This is a genomic window from Marinobacter sp. NSM, from assembly GCF_052380025.1.
In the GTDB taxonomy this organism is placed as follows: domain Bacteria; phylum Pseudomonadota; class Gammaproteobacteria; order Pseudomonadales; family Oleiphilaceae; genus Marinobacter.
Genome location: NZ_JBQTCK010000008.1, coordinates 111,457 through 126,982, shown reverse-complemented (window position 1 = coordinate 126,982; position 15,526 = coordinate 111,457). Strand labels below are relative to the sequence as shown.

At 57.1% G+C, this 15,526-nt stretch carries 14 protein-coding genes; 3 read left to right on the top strand and 11 right to left on the bottom strand.

Annotation, left to right across the window (positions count from 1 at the left end):
- Window positions 1-228: 228 nt before the first annotated feature.
- Both ACTZWX_RS16065 and putA read right to left on the bottom strand, forming a co-directional pair.
- Entirely contained in the window at window positions 229-1,419 is a 1,191-nt protein-coding gene (locus ACTZWX_RS16065) for an MFS transporter (RefSeq protein WP_444714769.1), read from the bottom strand.
- 211 nt (window positions 1,420-1,630) lie between these two features.
- A complete protein-coding gene (putA, locus tag ACTZWX_RS16060) occupies window positions 1,631-5,260 on the bottom strand; it encodes a bifunctional proline dehydrogenase/L-glutamate gamma-semialdehyde dehydrogenase PutA (protein WP_444714768.1) in 3,630 nt (1,209 codons plus the stop codon).
- A 203-nt stretch (window positions 5,261-5,463) separates the two neighbouring features.
- On the opposite strand from putA, the gene ACTZWX_RS16055 reads away from it, so the two are divergent.
- Together ACTZWX_RS16055 and ACTZWX_RS16050 are read left to right on the top strand one after the other, a co-directional pair.
- A complete protein-coding gene (locus ACTZWX_RS16055; RefSeq protein WP_058093137.1) occupies window positions 5,464-5,916 on the top strand; it encodes a winged helix-turn-helix transcriptional regulator in 453 nt (150 codons plus the stop codon).
- 11 nt (window positions 5,917-5,927) lie between these two features.
- Window positions 5,928-7,091: a glycerate kinase gene (locus ACTZWX_RS16050; RefSeq protein WP_444714767.1), complete on the top strand. Its 1,164-nt coding sequence runs from the start codon at window positions 5,928-5,930 to the stop codon at window positions 7,089-7,091.
- Here ACTZWX_RS16050 and ACTZWX_RS16045 read toward each other — a convergent pair.
- Window positions 7,077-7,718: a Crp/Fnr family transcriptional regulator gene (locus ACTZWX_RS16045; protein WP_444714766.1), complete on the bottom strand. Its 642-nt coding sequence runs from the start codon at window positions 7,716-7,718 to the stop codon at window positions 7,077-7,079. The genes ACTZWX_RS16050 and ACTZWX_RS16045 overlap by 15 nt on opposite strands.
- A gap of 110 nt (window positions 7,719-7,828) precedes the next feature.
- Between ACTZWX_RS16045 and ACTZWX_RS16040 the strand changes: the two genes are divergently transcribed.
- On the top strand, window positions 7,829-8,017 hold the full coding sequence (locus ACTZWX_RS16040) for a YgaP family membrane protein (protein WP_444714765.1): 189 nt from the start codon (window positions 7,829-7,831) through the stop codon (window positions 8,015-8,017).
- A 92-nt stretch (window positions 8,018-8,109) separates the two neighbouring features.
- On the opposite strand, the gene ACTZWX_RS16035 is transcribed toward ACTZWX_RS16040, so the two are convergent.
- The 8 genes from ACTZWX_RS16035 to thrS form a co-directional block, all read right to left on the bottom strand.
- Window positions 8,110-8,475, bottom strand: a complete 366-nt coding sequence (locus tag ACTZWX_RS16035) for a MerR family transcriptional regulator (RefSeq protein ID WP_444714764.1) — start codon at window positions 8,473-8,475, stop codon at window positions 8,110-8,112.
- Window positions 8,456-8,758, bottom strand: coding sequence for an integration host factor subunit alpha (ihfA, locus tag ACTZWX_RS16030; RefSeq protein WP_044386556.1), 303 nt, complete (start codon window positions 8,756-8,758; stop codon window positions 8,456-8,458). The genes ACTZWX_RS16035 and ihfA overlap by 20 nt, the downstream gene beginning before the upstream one ends.
- Window positions 8,759-8,761: 3 nt before the next feature.
- Entirely contained in the window at window positions 8,762-11,134 is a 2,373-nt protein-coding gene (pheT, locus tag ACTZWX_RS16025) for a phenylalanine--tRNA ligase subunit beta (protein WP_444714763.1), read from the bottom strand.
- Window positions 11,135-11,206: 72 nt separating this feature from the next.
- Window positions 11,207-12,205 (bottom strand): phenylalanine--tRNA ligase subunit alpha, encoded by a 999-nt coding sequence (gene pheS, locus ACTZWX_RS16020; RefSeq protein ID WP_444714762.1) that lies wholly within the window; start codon window positions 12,203-12,205, stop codon window positions 11,207-11,209.
- 138 nt (window positions 12,206-12,343) lie between these two features.
- Window positions 12,344-12,697 (bottom strand): 50S ribosomal protein L20, encoded by a 354-nt coding sequence (gene rplT / locus ACTZWX_RS16015; protein ID WP_022989373.1) that lies wholly within the window; start codon window positions 12,695-12,697, stop codon window positions 12,344-12,346.
- A 50-nt stretch (window positions 12,698-12,747) separates the two neighbouring features.
- Window positions 12,748-12,939: a 50S ribosomal protein L35 gene (gene rpmI, locus ACTZWX_RS16010; protein WP_007151842.1), complete on the bottom strand. Its 192-nt coding sequence runs from the start codon at window positions 12,937-12,939 to the stop codon at window positions 12,748-12,750.
- A gap of 94 nt (window positions 12,940-13,033) precedes the next feature.
- On the bottom strand, window positions 13,034-13,579 hold the full coding sequence (gene infC, locus ACTZWX_RS16005) for a translation initiation factor IF-3 (protein WP_072677721.1): 546 nt from the start codon (window positions 13,577-13,579) through the stop codon (window positions 13,034-13,036).
- Window positions 13,576-15,501: a threonine--tRNA ligase gene (gene thrS, locus ACTZWX_RS16000; RefSeq protein WP_444714761.1), complete on the bottom strand. Its 1,926-nt coding sequence runs from the start codon at window positions 15,499-15,501 to the stop codon at window positions 13,576-13,578. Before thrS ends, infC begins: the two co-directional genes overlap by 4 nt.
- Between the last annotated feature and the right edge of the window lie 25 nt (window positions 15,502-15,526).

The following is a 15,526-nucleotide window of genomic DNA, read 5'->3' as shown; positions in this document are numbered from 1 at the left end:
ACATGGGGTGCAAGGGGTCGTAGGTTCAAATCCTACCGTCCCGACCAGAATTCCCTACACAAAACCCGGGCCGAAAGGTCCGGGTTTTGTTGTTTCTGGTCGTTCATTTTCGACAAATTTATGCGAAAACCGCAATCAAGAAAATCAGTAGTCTGGTCACGGAATAGACCCTCACTTCTCCAGGCTGAATGTTAACCACCCGAGTACCGAAGTTCAATTTGCAATGGATTACGGCTTGAACAGCTTTCGCCCTATGGGTAGCGCGGCGGCGATGGCAACACCGGAGGCGCCGAACGCCAGGGCGAAACCGCCCAACTCCAGCAGAAGGCCAAACATCAGCGGTGCCAGAAAGTGGATGGCGCGGTTGGCCATCAGTCGCATTCCCAGCGCACCGGAGCGCTTGGCACGGTCAACCGACTCCGCAAGAATAACCATGGACAAAGGCTGGGTAAGCCCTGAGCCGATACCGACCAGCACTGCGAGCAATCCCATAACGACAACCTGCTCCGTTGCACCCAGAAACGCGATCCCCGCAGACACAGTGACCAGTGACAAAAACACCGTATTCACACGGCCGCCGGCGAGTTGGATGATCGACGCCATGAACGGACGAATCACCATGGACACACCCGCCCTGAGGCTCACCAGTACCCCGATGATCACCGGGCTGATTGCAAGGCTCTCCAGATAAACCGGAAGGTAACTGCCGTAAACACCCAGGGCAAACATGCCCAACACGGTCACCAGAACCGACAGCTGTACGCCGCGATTGGATTGCATTAAAGCCCACTGGGCCCGGAATCCTGCCTGCTTTCGAGTAACCTGAATGCGTTCAGTGGCCTGACCGGTCAACCACAAACCAACCAGGCCGGCTACCAGCGCAAACGCCGCCATCACCAAAAACACGTAGGCGGTTCCGCTGGCGTTCAGCAACAGTCCTGCCAGCAGTGGGCCGATCACCTGCCCACCGGAGAGCCAGGTGGAATACCAACCAAAGTATTTCTCAAGCCGCGGGCCGGTTCCGAGATTGGCGATGATCGTTTGTGCCGCCAGAACCATCTGCAGGTGCGCCAGGCCAACCAAAAGCTGCCCCAGGACCAACCCTCCAAAACCAGGCCAGAAATGCATGGCCAAAAGCCCCGCCACCATCAGGCTGGCACCGGTTATCAGTGTTGCCCGACCGCCAAAACGGCTAACCACCCCGCCCAGCGGAATAGCCAGGGCCAGAGGTAACAGATACTGGGCACTCAGGACCGCACCAAGCACCAAGGGAGAAGCGCCCAGCTGCAGGCCGTAGACCGGTACCACGACGATCAGCATGGAGTAGACCATGAAACAGAGCGTCAGCGACAGGCAGACTGCGAAGAAGGTTTGAGTGGCTTCGGCTTCGGTGGTCTCTTTTGGTGCGGGCGTGCTCAATGGTGTTCCGGTAATGGGTGACGTGAACTCAGGAGTGGGTATGGTAGCTTGGGAATGGGGAGCTGGCTACGGTGGCTACGGGGTCTGGCTACGGGGTCTGTCCCCGCATGGGGACTGCCCCCAAACGCACCAGGTACCAGGGTTGAGAGATGGACAGAGGTAAAAGTGGGTCTGTCCCCATACGGGGACAGACCCTTGGGACAGACCCTTGCTATTCGGCGGAGGCTATGAGGCTGGCGTTGCCGCCGGCAGCGGTGGTGTCTATGCACAGGTGCCGTTCGATCACGTAGCGCTGGTCCAGTTTGTGCTCGGTGATGATGGGCAGCAACGCACCATCGCGCCGGGCGAGGGCCTGGCGATATTGCTTGAGCAGAGGCTTTTCGGCCACGCTGGTAATGGCGGCATAGCCCTCAAGCTGGGTCAGTGCGTCCGGGGCGATCACGCCGTCGGCGGCCACCACCGGCAAGCCGGCTTTGATGGCATCCGCCAGGGCTTTTTCGGCACCAGGTGCAATCACAATCACCTTGTTGCCCTGTGACAACGCAGTGCCAGCCTGCTCTACCGCAGATTCCGCATCCGGCCCTAGGCACAAAATGGTGCCACGGGCATGGCAGGACAGGTGGTTCTGCTCGCCAGTGGGTCCGGGCATCTCTTCATAGCCAAGATCCAACGGCGCCGGCACGGTCTTGAACCAGGGGCGCAGGGCCTCTTTACGGCGCTCTGCAGCCGGTACCTCGGCCTTTTCCAGCTTGTCGATCAGCTTCTGAACCTTGTCAGCCCCGAGTACCTTGTCGCTGGACTCAGACCGCTTGTAGGCCACCTCCGCTCTCAGGAAGCGCCGCACGTACTGCGGGCCACCGGCCTTCGGCCCCGTGCCAGACAAACCCTCACCACCAAAGGGCTGAGACCCGACGATGGCACCGATCTGGTTACGGTTAACGTAGGTGTTGCCGACCTTGATACGGCTGGCAATATGCTCGATGCGGTTGTCTACCCGGCTGTGGATACCAAAGGTCAGGCCGTAGCCCTTGGCGTTCACCGCATCCACTACCTTGTCGATGTCCTTGGCTTCGAAGGTGGCCACGTGCAGAACCGGACCAAAGATTTCCTCTTCCAGTTCCTCAATGCCGCTCACCTGAAGCACCGCCGGGGAAACAAACAGGCCCTTCTCGGGCACCTTGATCTTCTTCAGCAGCTTGCCTTGCTGCTCGAACTTCTGGCAATGGTCGTTGATCTTCTTGCGGGCATTCTCATCGATCACCGGGCCAACGTCGGTAGAGAGCAGCCAGGGGTCGCCAATGCCCAGCTCTTCCATAGCGCCATAGAGCATTTCCAGCAGGTTGTCGGCAATATCTTTCTGCACGTACAACATGCGCAAAGCCGAGCAACGCTGGCCAGCGCTCTGGAAAGACGAGGCAAGAACGTCCCGAACCACCTGCTCGGGCAACGCGGTGGAATCCACAATCATGGCATTCAGACCACCGGTTTCCGCCACCAGCGGCGCGTTCGGCTCCATGTGCTCGGTCATGGCTTTGTTGATGCGCTGGGCCGTCATGGTGGAACCGGTGAAGCAAACACCATTCACCCTGGCGTCGGAGGTCAGGCCGGCACCCACAGTGGCACCGGTGCCCGGCAGCAGCTGGATCGCTGCCTTGGGAATGCCCGCCTGGTGCATCAGCTCAACAGCTCGCACCGCCAGCAGTGAGGTCTGCTCCGCCGGCTTGGCCACCACGGCATTACCTGCCGCCAGGTTCGCCAGGATCTGGCCGGTAAAGATGGCCAGCGGGAAGTTCCAGGGGGAAATACAGCAAACCACGCCAAGGGCCTCGCCCGCGTCTTTGTAACGGACGCCTTCGTTGGCATAGAACATCGCGAAATCCACCGCCTCGCGAATCTCCGCTACCGCGTCCAGCAGGGATTTACCCGCTTCCCGGGTGGTCAGGGCGAAGAGCTCGTCTACGTTCTCTTCATACAGGTCGCCTACCTTGCGGACCATCTCGGCGCGATCCTCTGCCGACAACGCTGACCATTGTTTGAATCCGCCCCGGGCAGCATCCAGGGCAGCCGACACGTCCGCCTCGGAGGCGTAGGTAATGTGCCCCACCAGGTCATCCGGATTGGCCGGATTGCGCACTTCAACCACTTCATCACTGGATGACTCAACGGCTAACACCGGACCACCCTGCCATTGATGGCTCTTGTAACGATTGCGGCCTTCGTCGATTTCCTCAACGGTCACCGGGTCGGTGATATCCCAACCCTTGGAATTACGACGCTGATCACCGAAGAGGTTGGACGGATGCACAATCGCCTTGCTGGACAGGTTGTGCCCCAGCGCCTTCACTGCATCAATCGGATCTTTGGCAATCTCTTCCGGAGTGATGCTGGTGTCCACGATCTGATTCACGAACGAACTGTTGGCACCGTTCTCCAGCAGGCGGCGCACCAGGTACGCCAGCAGGTCTTTGTGGGCACCAACCGGAGCATAAATGCGGCAGGGAACGCCACTGTCTTCCAGCACCTGGTCGTGTAGGGATTCACCCATACCGTGCAAACGCTGGAACTCGAACTTGTCGCGCCCCAGACCCTTCGCCAATTCCAGCACCGCGGAGACGGAATGAGCATTGTGGGTAGCAAACTGGGGGTAAATCCGGTCGGTCATGCCCAGCAGCTGCTTGGTACAGGCCAGGTACGACACATCACTGCAGGCCTTGCGGGTGAACACCGGGAAATCCGTCAGTCCCATCACCTGGGCCCGTTTGATCTCGGCATCCCAATAGGCGCCCTTCACCAGCCGCACCATGATCCGGCGGTCAAGTTTCTCAGACAATGCATAAAGCCAGTCCAGTGTCTGGGAGGCCCGCTTGCCAAAGGCCTGTACCACCACGCCAAAACCGTCCCAGCCTTTCAGTGACGGCTCAGAAAGAATCGCTTCGATGACATCCAGGGACAAGTCGAGCCTGTCTTGCTCTTCCGCGTCAATATTGAAGCCCATGTTGGCCGCTGCGGCTTTCTGGGCCAGCTTCAGGGCCCGGGGCATCAACTCATTCATCACCCGCTCTTTGTTGCCATACTCGTAACGGGCCAGCAATGCAGACAGTTTTACCGAAATGCCCGGGTTGGTTCGCACGTCGCCTTCGCAACGCTTGCTAATGCTATCAATCGCATCGGAGTACGCCTGGTAGTAACGCTGGGCGTCGGCATCGGTGCGGGCAGCCTCACCCAGCATGTCATAGGAATAGGTGTAGCCTCTTGCTTCCTGGGCCTTGCCGCGCTCCTGCGCTTCTTCGATATTCCGGCCCAGCACGAACTGTCGGCCCATTTCTTTCATGGCCTGCCCGGCCACGGTACGAACCACCGGCTCGCCCAGTCGCTTGACCAGTTTGCGCAAGGTATCCCCCACGCTCTGACGCTCGGAGTCCTTCAACAGGTTGCTGGTCATCAACAGCGCCAGGGTGGCGGAATTGATCAGGCCGGATTTGGCCTTGCCCACGTGGGCACCCCAGTTACCGGATGTAATCTTGTCTTCGATCAGATCATGGATAGTCAGGTTATCCGGCACCCGCAACAGCGCTTCCGCCAGACACATCAGAGCCACACCTTCTTTGGTGGTCAGCCCATACTCGGACAGGAACTTTTCCATAATGGTTGGGCGGGCGCTGCTGCGGACGCTGCGCACCAAGTCGGCCGCCCGAGCGGAGATAGCCACCCGCGCTTCATCGGAGAGCTGGGCCTCAGCAATCAATCGATGAATAACCTCATACTCGTCCGCCAGGTAGTTGGCACGGATGGCCTTGCGAATGTTATGAAGCTCTGGCGTCATGGATTGCTGTGGACTCATGGGGGATACCCTCCTGCTTATTGGAATACTGTCCGCATTTTAACGAAGCCGCTATATACTATTTACCTATTCAGACCGAAATCGGTTTACCTTTTCCCTTTTTTAGGCTCAAATTACGAATCCATTATCCCTAATTCAGGCCAATAACAGGAATTATTTCCTGGGCATGAAAATCAGATCGACTTTCTAAAAGGATAGCAGCCATGGCGGATCTGGACAGAATTGACCTTTCGATCATCCGGGAACTCCAGAAGAACGGGCGGATAACCGTGACAGACCTTGCCTCCCGGGTAGGCCTCTCCAAGACCCCCTGCCAGATCCGTATGCGGCGACTGGAGGAGCAGGGCTACATCACCGGCTACAGCGCCATGGTGAACCAGACCAAGCTTGGCTTGTCGCACGTAGCCTTTGCCCAGGTCACCCTGAGTGACACCAGCAGCAAGGCGCTGGCGGCATTTAACACGGCGGTTCGGCAAATCTCGGCGGTTGAGCAATGCCATATGATGGCTGCCAACTTCGACTACCTTCTTAAAGTCAGAACCAAAAACATGGCCGAGTACCGGCAAGTGCTTGGCGAACAGATCTCCAGCCTGCCCCATGTACTGCAGACCAGCACTTTTGTAGTGATGGAAAGCGTTAAAGATCGTGGCCTGTGAGGAACTCTCCAATGTCGACGAACAAATCCTGCACTTTACGAGTGGTCATCGCCCCCGATTCATTCAAGGAATGCCTGGCCGCCGAACAGGTGGCCCAGGCGATTGCCCGGGGCTGGCGACTGGCAGCTCCGAATGACCAGCTTGTGACGGTGCCGCTGGCCGATGGCGGTGAAGGCACCACCCGGGCGCTGACGGAAGCCCGTCAGGGGCAGCTTCACACTGTGAAGGTCACCGGGCCGATGGGTGAACCCGTCTCAGCTCACTTCGGCCTGGTTAATGAGGGAGAGATTGCCATTGTTGAAGTTGCAGAGGCCAGCGGCTTGCACTGCGTGCCCGCCAGTAGCCGAAATGCCCTGACAGCGTCCAGCTTTGGCACCGGCGAACTGATTCTGGCCGCCCTTGAGCACAAACCCAAAACCCTGATCATGGGCCTGGGCGGTAGCGCCACCACCGATGGTGGCGCTGGCATATTGCAAGCCCTCGGGGCGCGCCTTCTGGATGATGGTGGCCACCCCATACCGCGCGGCGGTGCTGGCCTGGCAGAACTGGCCAGCCTTGACCTGGCCCCTGCTCTGGAGCGATTGGCCGGGGTAAAGCTGGTTGTGGCCTGCGACGTCAACAACCCTCTGTTGGGGCCGAATGGCGCGGCAGCGGTGTTTGGACCGCAGAAAGGCGCTGACTCCCGGCAAGTGGTGGAGCTGGATCGCAATCTGGGGCACTTTGCCCGCCTGGTGGAACAGCAAGGAATGGATATTGCCAGTTTCTCGGGCAGTGGCGCAGCGGGTGGAATCGGCGGCATGGTCGCGGGTATTCTGGGGGCGGAACTGCGCCCAGGTATCGAGCTGGTGATGGAAACCGTGGAGCTGGAAAGCCACCTGGCCCAGGCGGACCTGGTGATCACTGCCGAAGGGGCGATTGACTCCCAGAGCGCCTACGGCAAAACCCCTGCCGGCGTTGCATCGCTGGCAAAAAAATACGGTGTTCCGGTGATTGGCTTGGCAGGGAAACTGGGGGCGGAACTGGGTGAATTGCACCGCCTGGGGTTATCTGCCGCCTTTTCCATTACCCCTGCACCGATGGAACTGCAGGAGGCCTACTCCCAGGCCGCCGATAATCTGGAAACAGCCGCAGGTCAGCTGGCCCGACTGGTGCACAGCGTTTCAGGCAGGCGCTAGCTTATCAGCAAGCCCCGTCAGCTCAATCTTGCCACGGGCCAACCTGACCTGATCCTGCCGCTCCAGCTCCTTGAGCAGGCGGCTGACCACTTCTCTAGCCGTACCCAGCTCAATCCCCAGCTCCTGATGGGTAATGGCCAGCACTCGCTGGCCATGACTCGCCCGCGCCAGCAACCATTCCTCCAGACGCTCATCCATCCGGCGAAACGCCACCTCCTCCACCAGCAACATGAGATCGTCGAGGCGCTTCCCGTAAGATTCCATAATCGCCAGCCGAAACTCGGCGGACTGGTCCATCAGCCGGTCAAAAAGCCCTCGCGGGATGATCGCAGCTTCCGTCTCTTCCTCAACGATGGCCTCAGCCCGGTAGCCACGACCGGTCATCAGGCAGCCAATCGACAAGGTGCAGATATCATCGGCACCCATCCGGTACAACACGATGCCCTGCCCGGAAACGCCGGTCATCTGGACCTTGATGCTGCCACCAAGCACCAATGGCAGCCCCCGGCAATGCTCCCCGGCGCTGAAAAGCACCTGCCCCGGAGGAAATTGCATAACACTGATCGACGTCAGCGTGTCTTTGCGCAGGCTTTCGTTCAGGGTTTCCAGAATACTGTGTTTCGCCATTATTGGCTCCGGACGCTTATCTTGGTTAGCTGTGTGACTTTATCACTGAACGCTCGTCGCCGCAGGCCTATAGTGTCAGCAACACCCGACATCAAACAGGAGAGACAAAGATGACGGCAAACATGGGTTCAGCTGACCGGATTATTCGCGCCATTGTTGGCGTTATTCTGATTGCCCTGGTATTTGTAGGACCACAAACGGCCTGGGGCTGGATTGGTGTGGTGCCCCTGGCCACCGCTGCCATTGGCAACTGCCCCGCCTATTCCCTGCTGGGCATCAAAACCTGCAAAACCAAATAGGCAGAAAGCGCACGCCAGAAAGCATAAAGGCCGGAGTGGGTACGCCACTCCGGCCTTTCATCAACGGCTTACTCTGTGTTCCCCGAAGCAACTTACCGGGGCGGGGAATTCAGCACATCCAGCACATCTTCCAGCTCGATGATCATTTGCCGGATCAGCTGCTTGTACTGGGAGGTGTCGTCTTTTACCTCAGAGCTGCTCAGCTTCTGCTTGGCACCACCGATGGTGTAGCCCTGATCATACAGCAGGCTACGGATCTGACGAATGGTGATCACATCCGCCCGCTGGTAGTAACGACGATTGCCCCGGCGCTTGACCGGCGACAACTGGGGAAACTCCTGTTCCCAATAGCGTAATACGTGGGCTTTTACAGCACACAAATCGGCCACTTCACCAATCGTGAAATAGCGTTTCCCCGGAATGGCGGGGAGCTCGTTGTTATGACTCGGTTCCAGCATACGCTTCTACTTTTTGCTTCAGTTTCTGACCTGGTCGAAACGTAACTACGCGTCGTGCACTGATGGGAATTTCTTCGCCTGTTTTTGGGTTCCGTCCCGGGCGCTGCTTCTTGTCCCTGAGATCGAAGTTGCCAAAACCCGACAACTTCACCTGCTCGTTGTGGCTGAGTGCGCCTCTGATTTCGTCGAAGAAAGCTTCTACCATTTCCTTGGCCTCACGCTTGTTAAGACCTAACTCCTCGTACAAGCGCTCTGCCATGTCCGCTTTCGTCAAAGCCGCCATTTCTCAACTCCTCAGTGTTGCCCCCAGCTCTTCTTTCAAGGCATCAATAACGCCGTTGAAGAGCGAATGCACTTCATCTTCATTGAGCGTGCGTTCGGGATGCTGCCAGAACAGGCTGAGCGCCAGGCTTCGGTTACCTTCACCCAGGCTTTCGCCTTCATAGACATCAAACACACGCAACGCAGTAAGGTGTTCACCGGCATGCCTCCTGGCCACATGCTCAACCTGGGCGAACGCCACATCGCTCCCGATAATAATAGCCAAATCCCGCCGAACTTCCGGAAATTTTGAAATATCTTTGAAATTAGGCACATATCCGGTAACGATCGAATTCAAGAATAGCTCAAACATCAGGATCGTGCCATTAAGTTCAAGATTTTTCTGAACTTGTGGGTGCAACGTGCCCAACCAGCCCACATGTTCACCATCACGCAACAATTCAGCGGTCTGGCCCGGGTGAAGCGCCGGATGCTGGCTGGCAATGAACTGAATCTCGATACCCAGCACACGGAACAGGCTTTCCAACTCTCCTTTTACATCAAAGAAGTCCGCTGTTCTGCGACCGTTTACCCAGTTTTCCGGTGCCTGATTGCCCACCACCACACCAGCCAGCATCGGCTGCTGGTCGATCTCACCATCATTTTTCTCAAACCTGAGACCGGTTTCAAACAGGCGGATGCGGGGCTGCTGGCGGTTCTGGTTGTGCACCACCGTCTTCAGCAGGCCACTCCACAGGGTGGTACGCATCACTGACAAATCCGCTGAAATCGGGTTGGCCAGCGCAATGCCGTCCCGCTCTGGGTCAATCAGCTGTTGTACCTTCGGATCAACAAAGCTGTAGGTTACTGCTTCCTGGTAGCCCTGCGCCACGAAGAAGTTGCGAATGGCCGACAACGGCCGTACCGCCTCTTCCGTCGCCCGCAAGCCAAGGGAGCCCGTTGGCTCGGTCACCGGCAGGTTGTTGTAACCGAAAATACGACCGACTTCCTCGATCAGGTCTTCTTCGATGGAAATGTCCGGACGGAAGCTGGGAACACTGATGCGCCAGCCATCCTTGAGCAGCTTGTCGATATGCAACCCAAGACGAGACAGAATCTCTTCAACAGTGGTTCGTTCAATCGCCAGGCCGAGCACGTCAGCCAGGCGCTTTTCCCGAAGATCGATGACCCGGGCCTTTGGCAGATGCTCCTGACTGGCCACCTCAACAATTTCACCTGGTTCGCCCCCAACGATCTCCATCAGCAGGTGGGTAGCCCGCTCCATGGCATCGCGGGCCAGCTGGTAGTCCACACCGCGTTCGAAACGATGGGAGGCATCGGTATGCAAACCATACTCCCGCGCCTTTCCGGCCAGGGTAATGGGGTCAAAATAAGCCGACTCCAACACCAGGTCCCGGGTTTTCTGGCTGACCCCGGAGTGTTCCCCACCCATAACGCCGGCAATGGCAATCGGCTTCTGGTGATCCGCAATCAGGAGGGTTTCCGGAGTCAGATCAACTTCCTGACCATCCAGCAGCACCAGTTTTTCGCCGGCCTTGGCCATGCGCACAATGATGCCTCCACTGATCTCGTCACGGTCGAAGGCATGCATGGGCTGGCCAAGCTCCAGCATAACGTAATTGGTGACATCCACTGCGGCATCAATGGACCGGATACCGGAACGGCGCAGCTTTTCCTGCATCCACAAGGGAGTTTCCGCCTGCAGGTTTACGTTACGCAGAACGCGCCCCAGGTAACGCGGACAACCTTCCGGCGCCTCTACGCGTATATCCGGCACTTCCAAATGTGCCGCTTCCACCGGGGCAATCTCTGGCGCCTCTACCAGCAGGCTGTTCAGAACACCCACTTCCCGGGCCATCCCCTTGATGGACAAGCAATCACTGCGGTTCGGAGTGAGGTCTACATCAATGGTGATGTCGTTTAGCTTCAGGTAATCCGCTACGTCCTGACCAACCGGCGCATCAGCAGGCAATTCCATGAGGCCATCATGATTTTCAGACAGCGCCAGTTCGGATTCGGAGCAGAGCATGCCTTCGGAAGGCTGGCCACGCAGCTTGGCCTTCTTGATCTTGAAGTTACCGGGCAACACCGCACCAACCACCGCAAACGGCACTTTCAGGCCGGCGCGCACATTGGGAGCGCCACAAACCACCTGAACGGTATTGGTACCGTCACTCACCTGACACACACGCAGCTTGTCAGCATCCGGGTGGGGTTCAGCGGAAATCACCTCGCCAATCACCACACCGCTGAACTCCCCGGCCACCGGCTCAAAGCCATCCACTTCCAGCCCGGCCATGGTGATCTGGTCCATCAATTCCTGGGATCCAAGGTTCGGGTTAACCCACTCGCGCAGCCACTGTTCACTGAATTTCATCGTTCTTGCCTTGTCCTGATGCGGTTTATGCGGTTGATTCTGAGCTCTCCGTACGTCGTCCTGCCCTTGGGCTTAACGGAACTGACGCAGGAAACGCAGGTCGTTTTCGAAGAACATGCGCAGATCTTTCACGCCGTAGCGGAGCATGGCCAGGCGTTCAACGCCCAGACCAAAAGCAAAGCCACGATATTCTTCGGCATCAATACCGCAATGCTCGAACACTTTCGGGTGCACCATGCCGCAGCCCATCACTTCAAGCCACTTGATGCTGCCATCTGCTTCCCGACCCCACTCGATATCCACCTCCGCGGAGGGCTCGGTGAACGGGAAATACGACGGACGAAAACGTACTTTCAGATCACGTTCGAAGAACACCCTCAGGAATTCTTCCACCGTGCTTTTCAGATCCGCAAAGCTGACGTTCTTCTCAACCAGCAACCCCTCTACCTGGTGGAACATGGGGGTGTGAGTCATATCCGAATCGCAGCGGTACACGCGGCCCGGGCAGATCATCCGGAATGGCGGCTTGCCGGCTTCCATGGTGCGGATCTGAACCGGGGAGGTATGGGTCCGCAGCAGAGTGCCGGGATTGAAATAGAAGGTATCGTGCATGGCACGGGCCGGGTGGTGCCCGGGAATATTCAGCGCTTCGAAGTTATGGTAGTCATCTTCGATTTCCGGCCCCTGCTCCACGCTGTAACCGGCACGGGCAAAAATTTCCTCAATACGCTGCAGGGTGCGGGTGACCGGGTGCAAGCCCCCCAGGTCCTGGCCGCGCCCGGGCAAGGTCACATCAATGGATTCGGCGGCCAGCTTCGCCTCTATGGCGGCTGTCTCAAGGTCTGCCCGGCGCGCATTGATAGCCTGCTCAACCTGCCCCTTGGCTTCATTGATCTTCTGGCCGGCGGCAGGACGCTCCTCCGCAGAGAGTTTGCCCAGAGTTTTCGCCTGCTGAGTGATCACCCCCTTCTTGCCGAGGTATTCCACGCGAATTTGATCAAGTGCCTGAAGGTCGTTCGCGTTTTCTACCGCGTTCAACCCGTCCTGAACCAGTTGCTCCAGGTTTTCCATTGACCCTGCTCCAAACCAGAAATGGGGTAGGTTAAAACAAAAATAGGGGAAGAGCGTGCCCTTCCCCTATCAGAGGGCGCATTCACGATGACATGAAGCACCCGGATCGATCAGTAATCGATGAAAGAGCTTAAGCGATCACAGGGATGCTTTGGCCTTCTCAACCACAGCGGCAAACGCCTGCTGCTCGTTCATGGCCAGATCAGCCAGAACCTTACGATCGATTTCAACATTCGCCTTCTTCAGGCCAGCGATCAGACGGCTGTACGACAGGCCGTTTGCACGGGCGCCAGCGTTGATACGGGCAATCCACAGAGCGCGGAAAGCGCGCTTACGGTTGCGACGGTCACGGTAGGCGTACTGACCAGCCTTGATAACCGCCTGCTTGGCAACGCGGAATACACGACTACGAGCGCCGTAGTAACCCTTGGCCTGCTTGAGAATCTTCTTGTGACGACGACGTGCTACCACGCCACGCTTTACACGAGCCATACTTTAATCCTTCTACCTTTACTTTCTAAGGAACGTTTCGCGCGGCTGGATCAGCACGCGGTCATGCGCTTGATAGATGCAACATCCGACTTGGCGATGAGCTTGGTGCCGCGCAGCTGACGCTTACGCTTCGGGCTCTTCTTGGTCAGGATGTGACTGGTGAAGGACTGCTTGTGCTTGAAGCCGGTGGCGGTCTTCTTGAACCGCTTGGTAGCTCCGCTTTTGGTTTTCATCTTCGGCATTTTTAAAACTCCGCATTCTATTATGAATAAAAACAACTGTGCCCCTGAACGACAAATCCCCCGCCGCTGCGGGGGACCCGTACTGGGATCAGGTTCACTTCTTCTTGCGGGGAGCCACAATCATAGTCATCTGCCGGCCTTCCATTTTCGGCCGCATCTCAACCGTTGCAAGTTCTTCAACGTCGGCTTCGATCCGAGCCATGAGTTTCATACCAATTTCCTGGTGTGCCATCTCACGGCCACGGAACCGAATTGTGATCTTGCCGCGGTCCCCGTTCTCAAGGAAACGTACCAGGTTGCGTAGTTTGACCTGATAATCCCCTTCTTCCGTTCCTGGTCGGAACTTCAGCTCTTTGACCTGCGTCTGCTTCTGTTTTTTCTTGGCAGCCGCCTTGGCCTTTTTCTCTTCAAAAATTTTCTTGCCGTAGTCCATTATCTTACAGACGATCGGATCGGAATCCGTAACCTGCACCAGATCGAGGGTGGCTTCTTCCGCCATGCGGATCGCGTCCTCGATGGGTACTATCCCGACCTGATTGCCTTCGGCATCAATCAGACGGACTTCAGTTGCGTCAATGTTCTCATTGATAGGCGCTTTTGGAGTACGCCCACCCCGATTCGTTCGCTGTTTAATAATCAGATCTCCGTTTTGTTTCTGCCTTTTCGGTCGACGTCGGCTGCAAGCAGCTGTTCAAACTCGTCGACAGACATGGTGCCCAGATCTTCACCTTTGCGAGTTCTTACTGCAACGGCGTTGTTCTCGATTTCTTTATCGCCAACAACGATCAGGTAGGGAACCTTGTTAAGAGTATGCTCGCGGATTTTAAAGCCGATCTTCTCGTTTCTCAAGTCAGCATTAACCCGATAGCCCAAAGAATCCCACTTTTTGGCCAGATTCTGACAATAATCACGCTGGTTATCGGTAATATTCAGCACCGCAACCTGTGTCGGAGCAAGCCACGTGGGGAATGCGCCTTCGTATTCTTCGATCAGTATACCGATAAACCGCTCAAAAGACCCGAGAACCGCCCGATGCAGCATAACCGGGGTTTTCCGCTCGGAGTTATCGGCCACATATTGGGCACCCAGGCGGCCCGGCATTGAGAAATCTACCTGAATGGTACCACACTGCCACACCCGGCCGAGACAGTCCTTCAAGGAATACTCAATTTTGGGACCATAGAAGGCACCCTCACCCGGCAACAACTCCCAATCAACCCCCTCGCGGTTCAGGGCTTCTTCAAGGGCAGCCTCCGCCTTGTCCCAGACCTCATCCGAACCTACGCGTTTCTCCGGACGAGTGGACAATTTGTACAGAATCTCGGTAAAACCGAAGTCCTCGTATACTTCGTGCAGCATTTTCATGAACGCCGACACTTCTTCCTGGATGGCGTCTTCTTCACAGAAGATGTGGGCATCATCCTGAGTGAATCCACGCACCCGCATCAGGCCATGAAGAGCCCCGGAGGCTTCATTTCGGTGGCATGAGCCGAACTCTGCCAGGCGCAGCGGAAGGTCCTTGTAGCTTTTCAGACCCTGATTGAACACCTGTACGTGGCACGGGCAGTTCATGGGCTTGATGGCGTAATCGTGTTTCTCAGATTCGGTGGTGAACATGCCATCCTTGAACTTGTCCCAGTGCCCGGACTTCTCCCAGAGCGTGCGGGACACCACCTGCGGGGTCTTGATTTCCTTGTAGCCATGCTGGTGTTGCTTGGCCCGCATGTACTGCTCAACTTCCTGGTACAGGGACCAGCCATCCGGATGCCAGAACACCATGCCGGGAGCTTCTTCCTGCATGTGGAACAGGCCCAGCTTCTTGCCAATCTTTCGGTGATCCCGCTTTTCAGCCTCTTCCAGGCGATGCAGATAGGTTTTCAGGTCTTTCTTGTTACCCCAGGCAGTGCCGTAGATACGCTGCAATTGTTCATTGCTGGTATCACCGCGCCAGTAGGCACCCGCCACCTTGGTGAGCTTGAACGCTTTCAGCTTGCCGGTGCTGGGCACGTGAGGACCACGGCACAGGTCGATGAAGTCACCCTGACTATAGAACGACAGATCTTCCTCACCGGGGATATCCTCGATGATCCGGACCTTGTATTCCTCGCCCATTTTTTCAAACAGTTTGACCGCTTCCTCCCGGGACATGATGGAACGGGAGACCGGCAGATCCTGTTTGGCGAGTTCTTCCATACGCTTTTCGATGCGCGCCAGGTCTTCGTTGGTAAACGGACGCTCGTATTTGAAGTCGTAGTAGAAACCGTTCTCGATCACCGGCCCGATGGTTACCTGGGCACCGGGGAACAGATCTTGTACCGCCATGGCCATCAGGTGGGCGGTTGAGTGGCGAATCACGTCTACGCCGTCTTCATCGCGCTCGGTTACGATAGCCAGCTCTACATCGGTTTCGATCAGATGACTGGTATCCACGAGCTTGCCATTCACTTTTCCGGCCAGGGCGGCCTTGGCAAGGCCTGCACCAATATCGGCGGCCACATCATGAACGGTAACGGGTTCGGCAAAACTGCGATGACTGCCATCCGGCAGGGTAACGACGGGCATGATTCTCTCCTGATGGTTTCTCAGC

Bases quoted from the DNA above. Each gene is read 5' to 3' on its own strand.
- rpmI (WP_007151842.1), bottom strand. From the start codon at position 12,939: ATGCCGAAGATGAAAACCAAAAGCGGAGCTACCAAGCGGTTCAAGAAG.
- ACTZWX_RS16055 (WP_058093137.1), top strand. From the start codon at position 5,464: ATGGCGGATCTGGACAGAATTGACCTTTCGATCATCCGGGAACTCCAG.
- ACTZWX_RS16035 (WP_444714764.1), bottom strand. From the start codon at position 8,475: ATGCTGGAACCGAGTCATAACAACGAGCTCCCCGCCATTCCGGGGAAA.
- putA (WP_444714768.1), bottom strand. From the start codon at position 5,260: ATGAGTCCACAGCAATCCATGACGCCAGAGCTTCATAACATTCGCAAG.
- ACTZWX_RS16040 (WP_444714765.1), top strand. From the start codon at position 7,829: ATGACGGCAAACATGGGTTCAGCTGACCGGATTATTCGCGCCATTGTT.
- pheT (WP_444714763.1), bottom strand. From the start codon at position 11,134: ATGAAATTCAGTGAACAGTGGCTGCGCGAGTGGGTTAACCCGAACCTT.
- thrS (WP_444714761.1), bottom strand. From the start codon at position 15,501: ATGCCCGTCGTTACCCTGCCGGATGGCAGTCATCGCAGTTTTGCCGAA.
- ACTZWX_RS16045 (WP_444714766.1), bottom strand. From the start codon at position 7,718: ATGGCGAAACACAGTATTCTGGAAACCCTGAACGAAAGCCTGCGCAAA.
- pheS (WP_444714762.1), bottom strand. From the start codon at position 12,205: ATGGAAAACCTGGAGCAACTGGTTCAGGACGGGTTGAACGCGGTAGAA.
- ihfA (WP_044386556.1), bottom strand. From the start codon at position 8,758: ATGGCGGCTTTGACGAAAGCGGACATGGCAGAGCGCTTGTACGAGGAG.
- ACTZWX_RS16050 (WP_444714767.1), top strand. From the start codon at position 5,928: ATGTCGACGAACAAATCCTGCACTTTACGAGTGGTCATCGCCCCCGAT.
- rplT (WP_022989373.1), bottom strand. From the start codon at position 12,697: ATGGCTCGTGTAAAGCGTGGCGTGGTAGCACGTCGTCGTCACAAGAAG.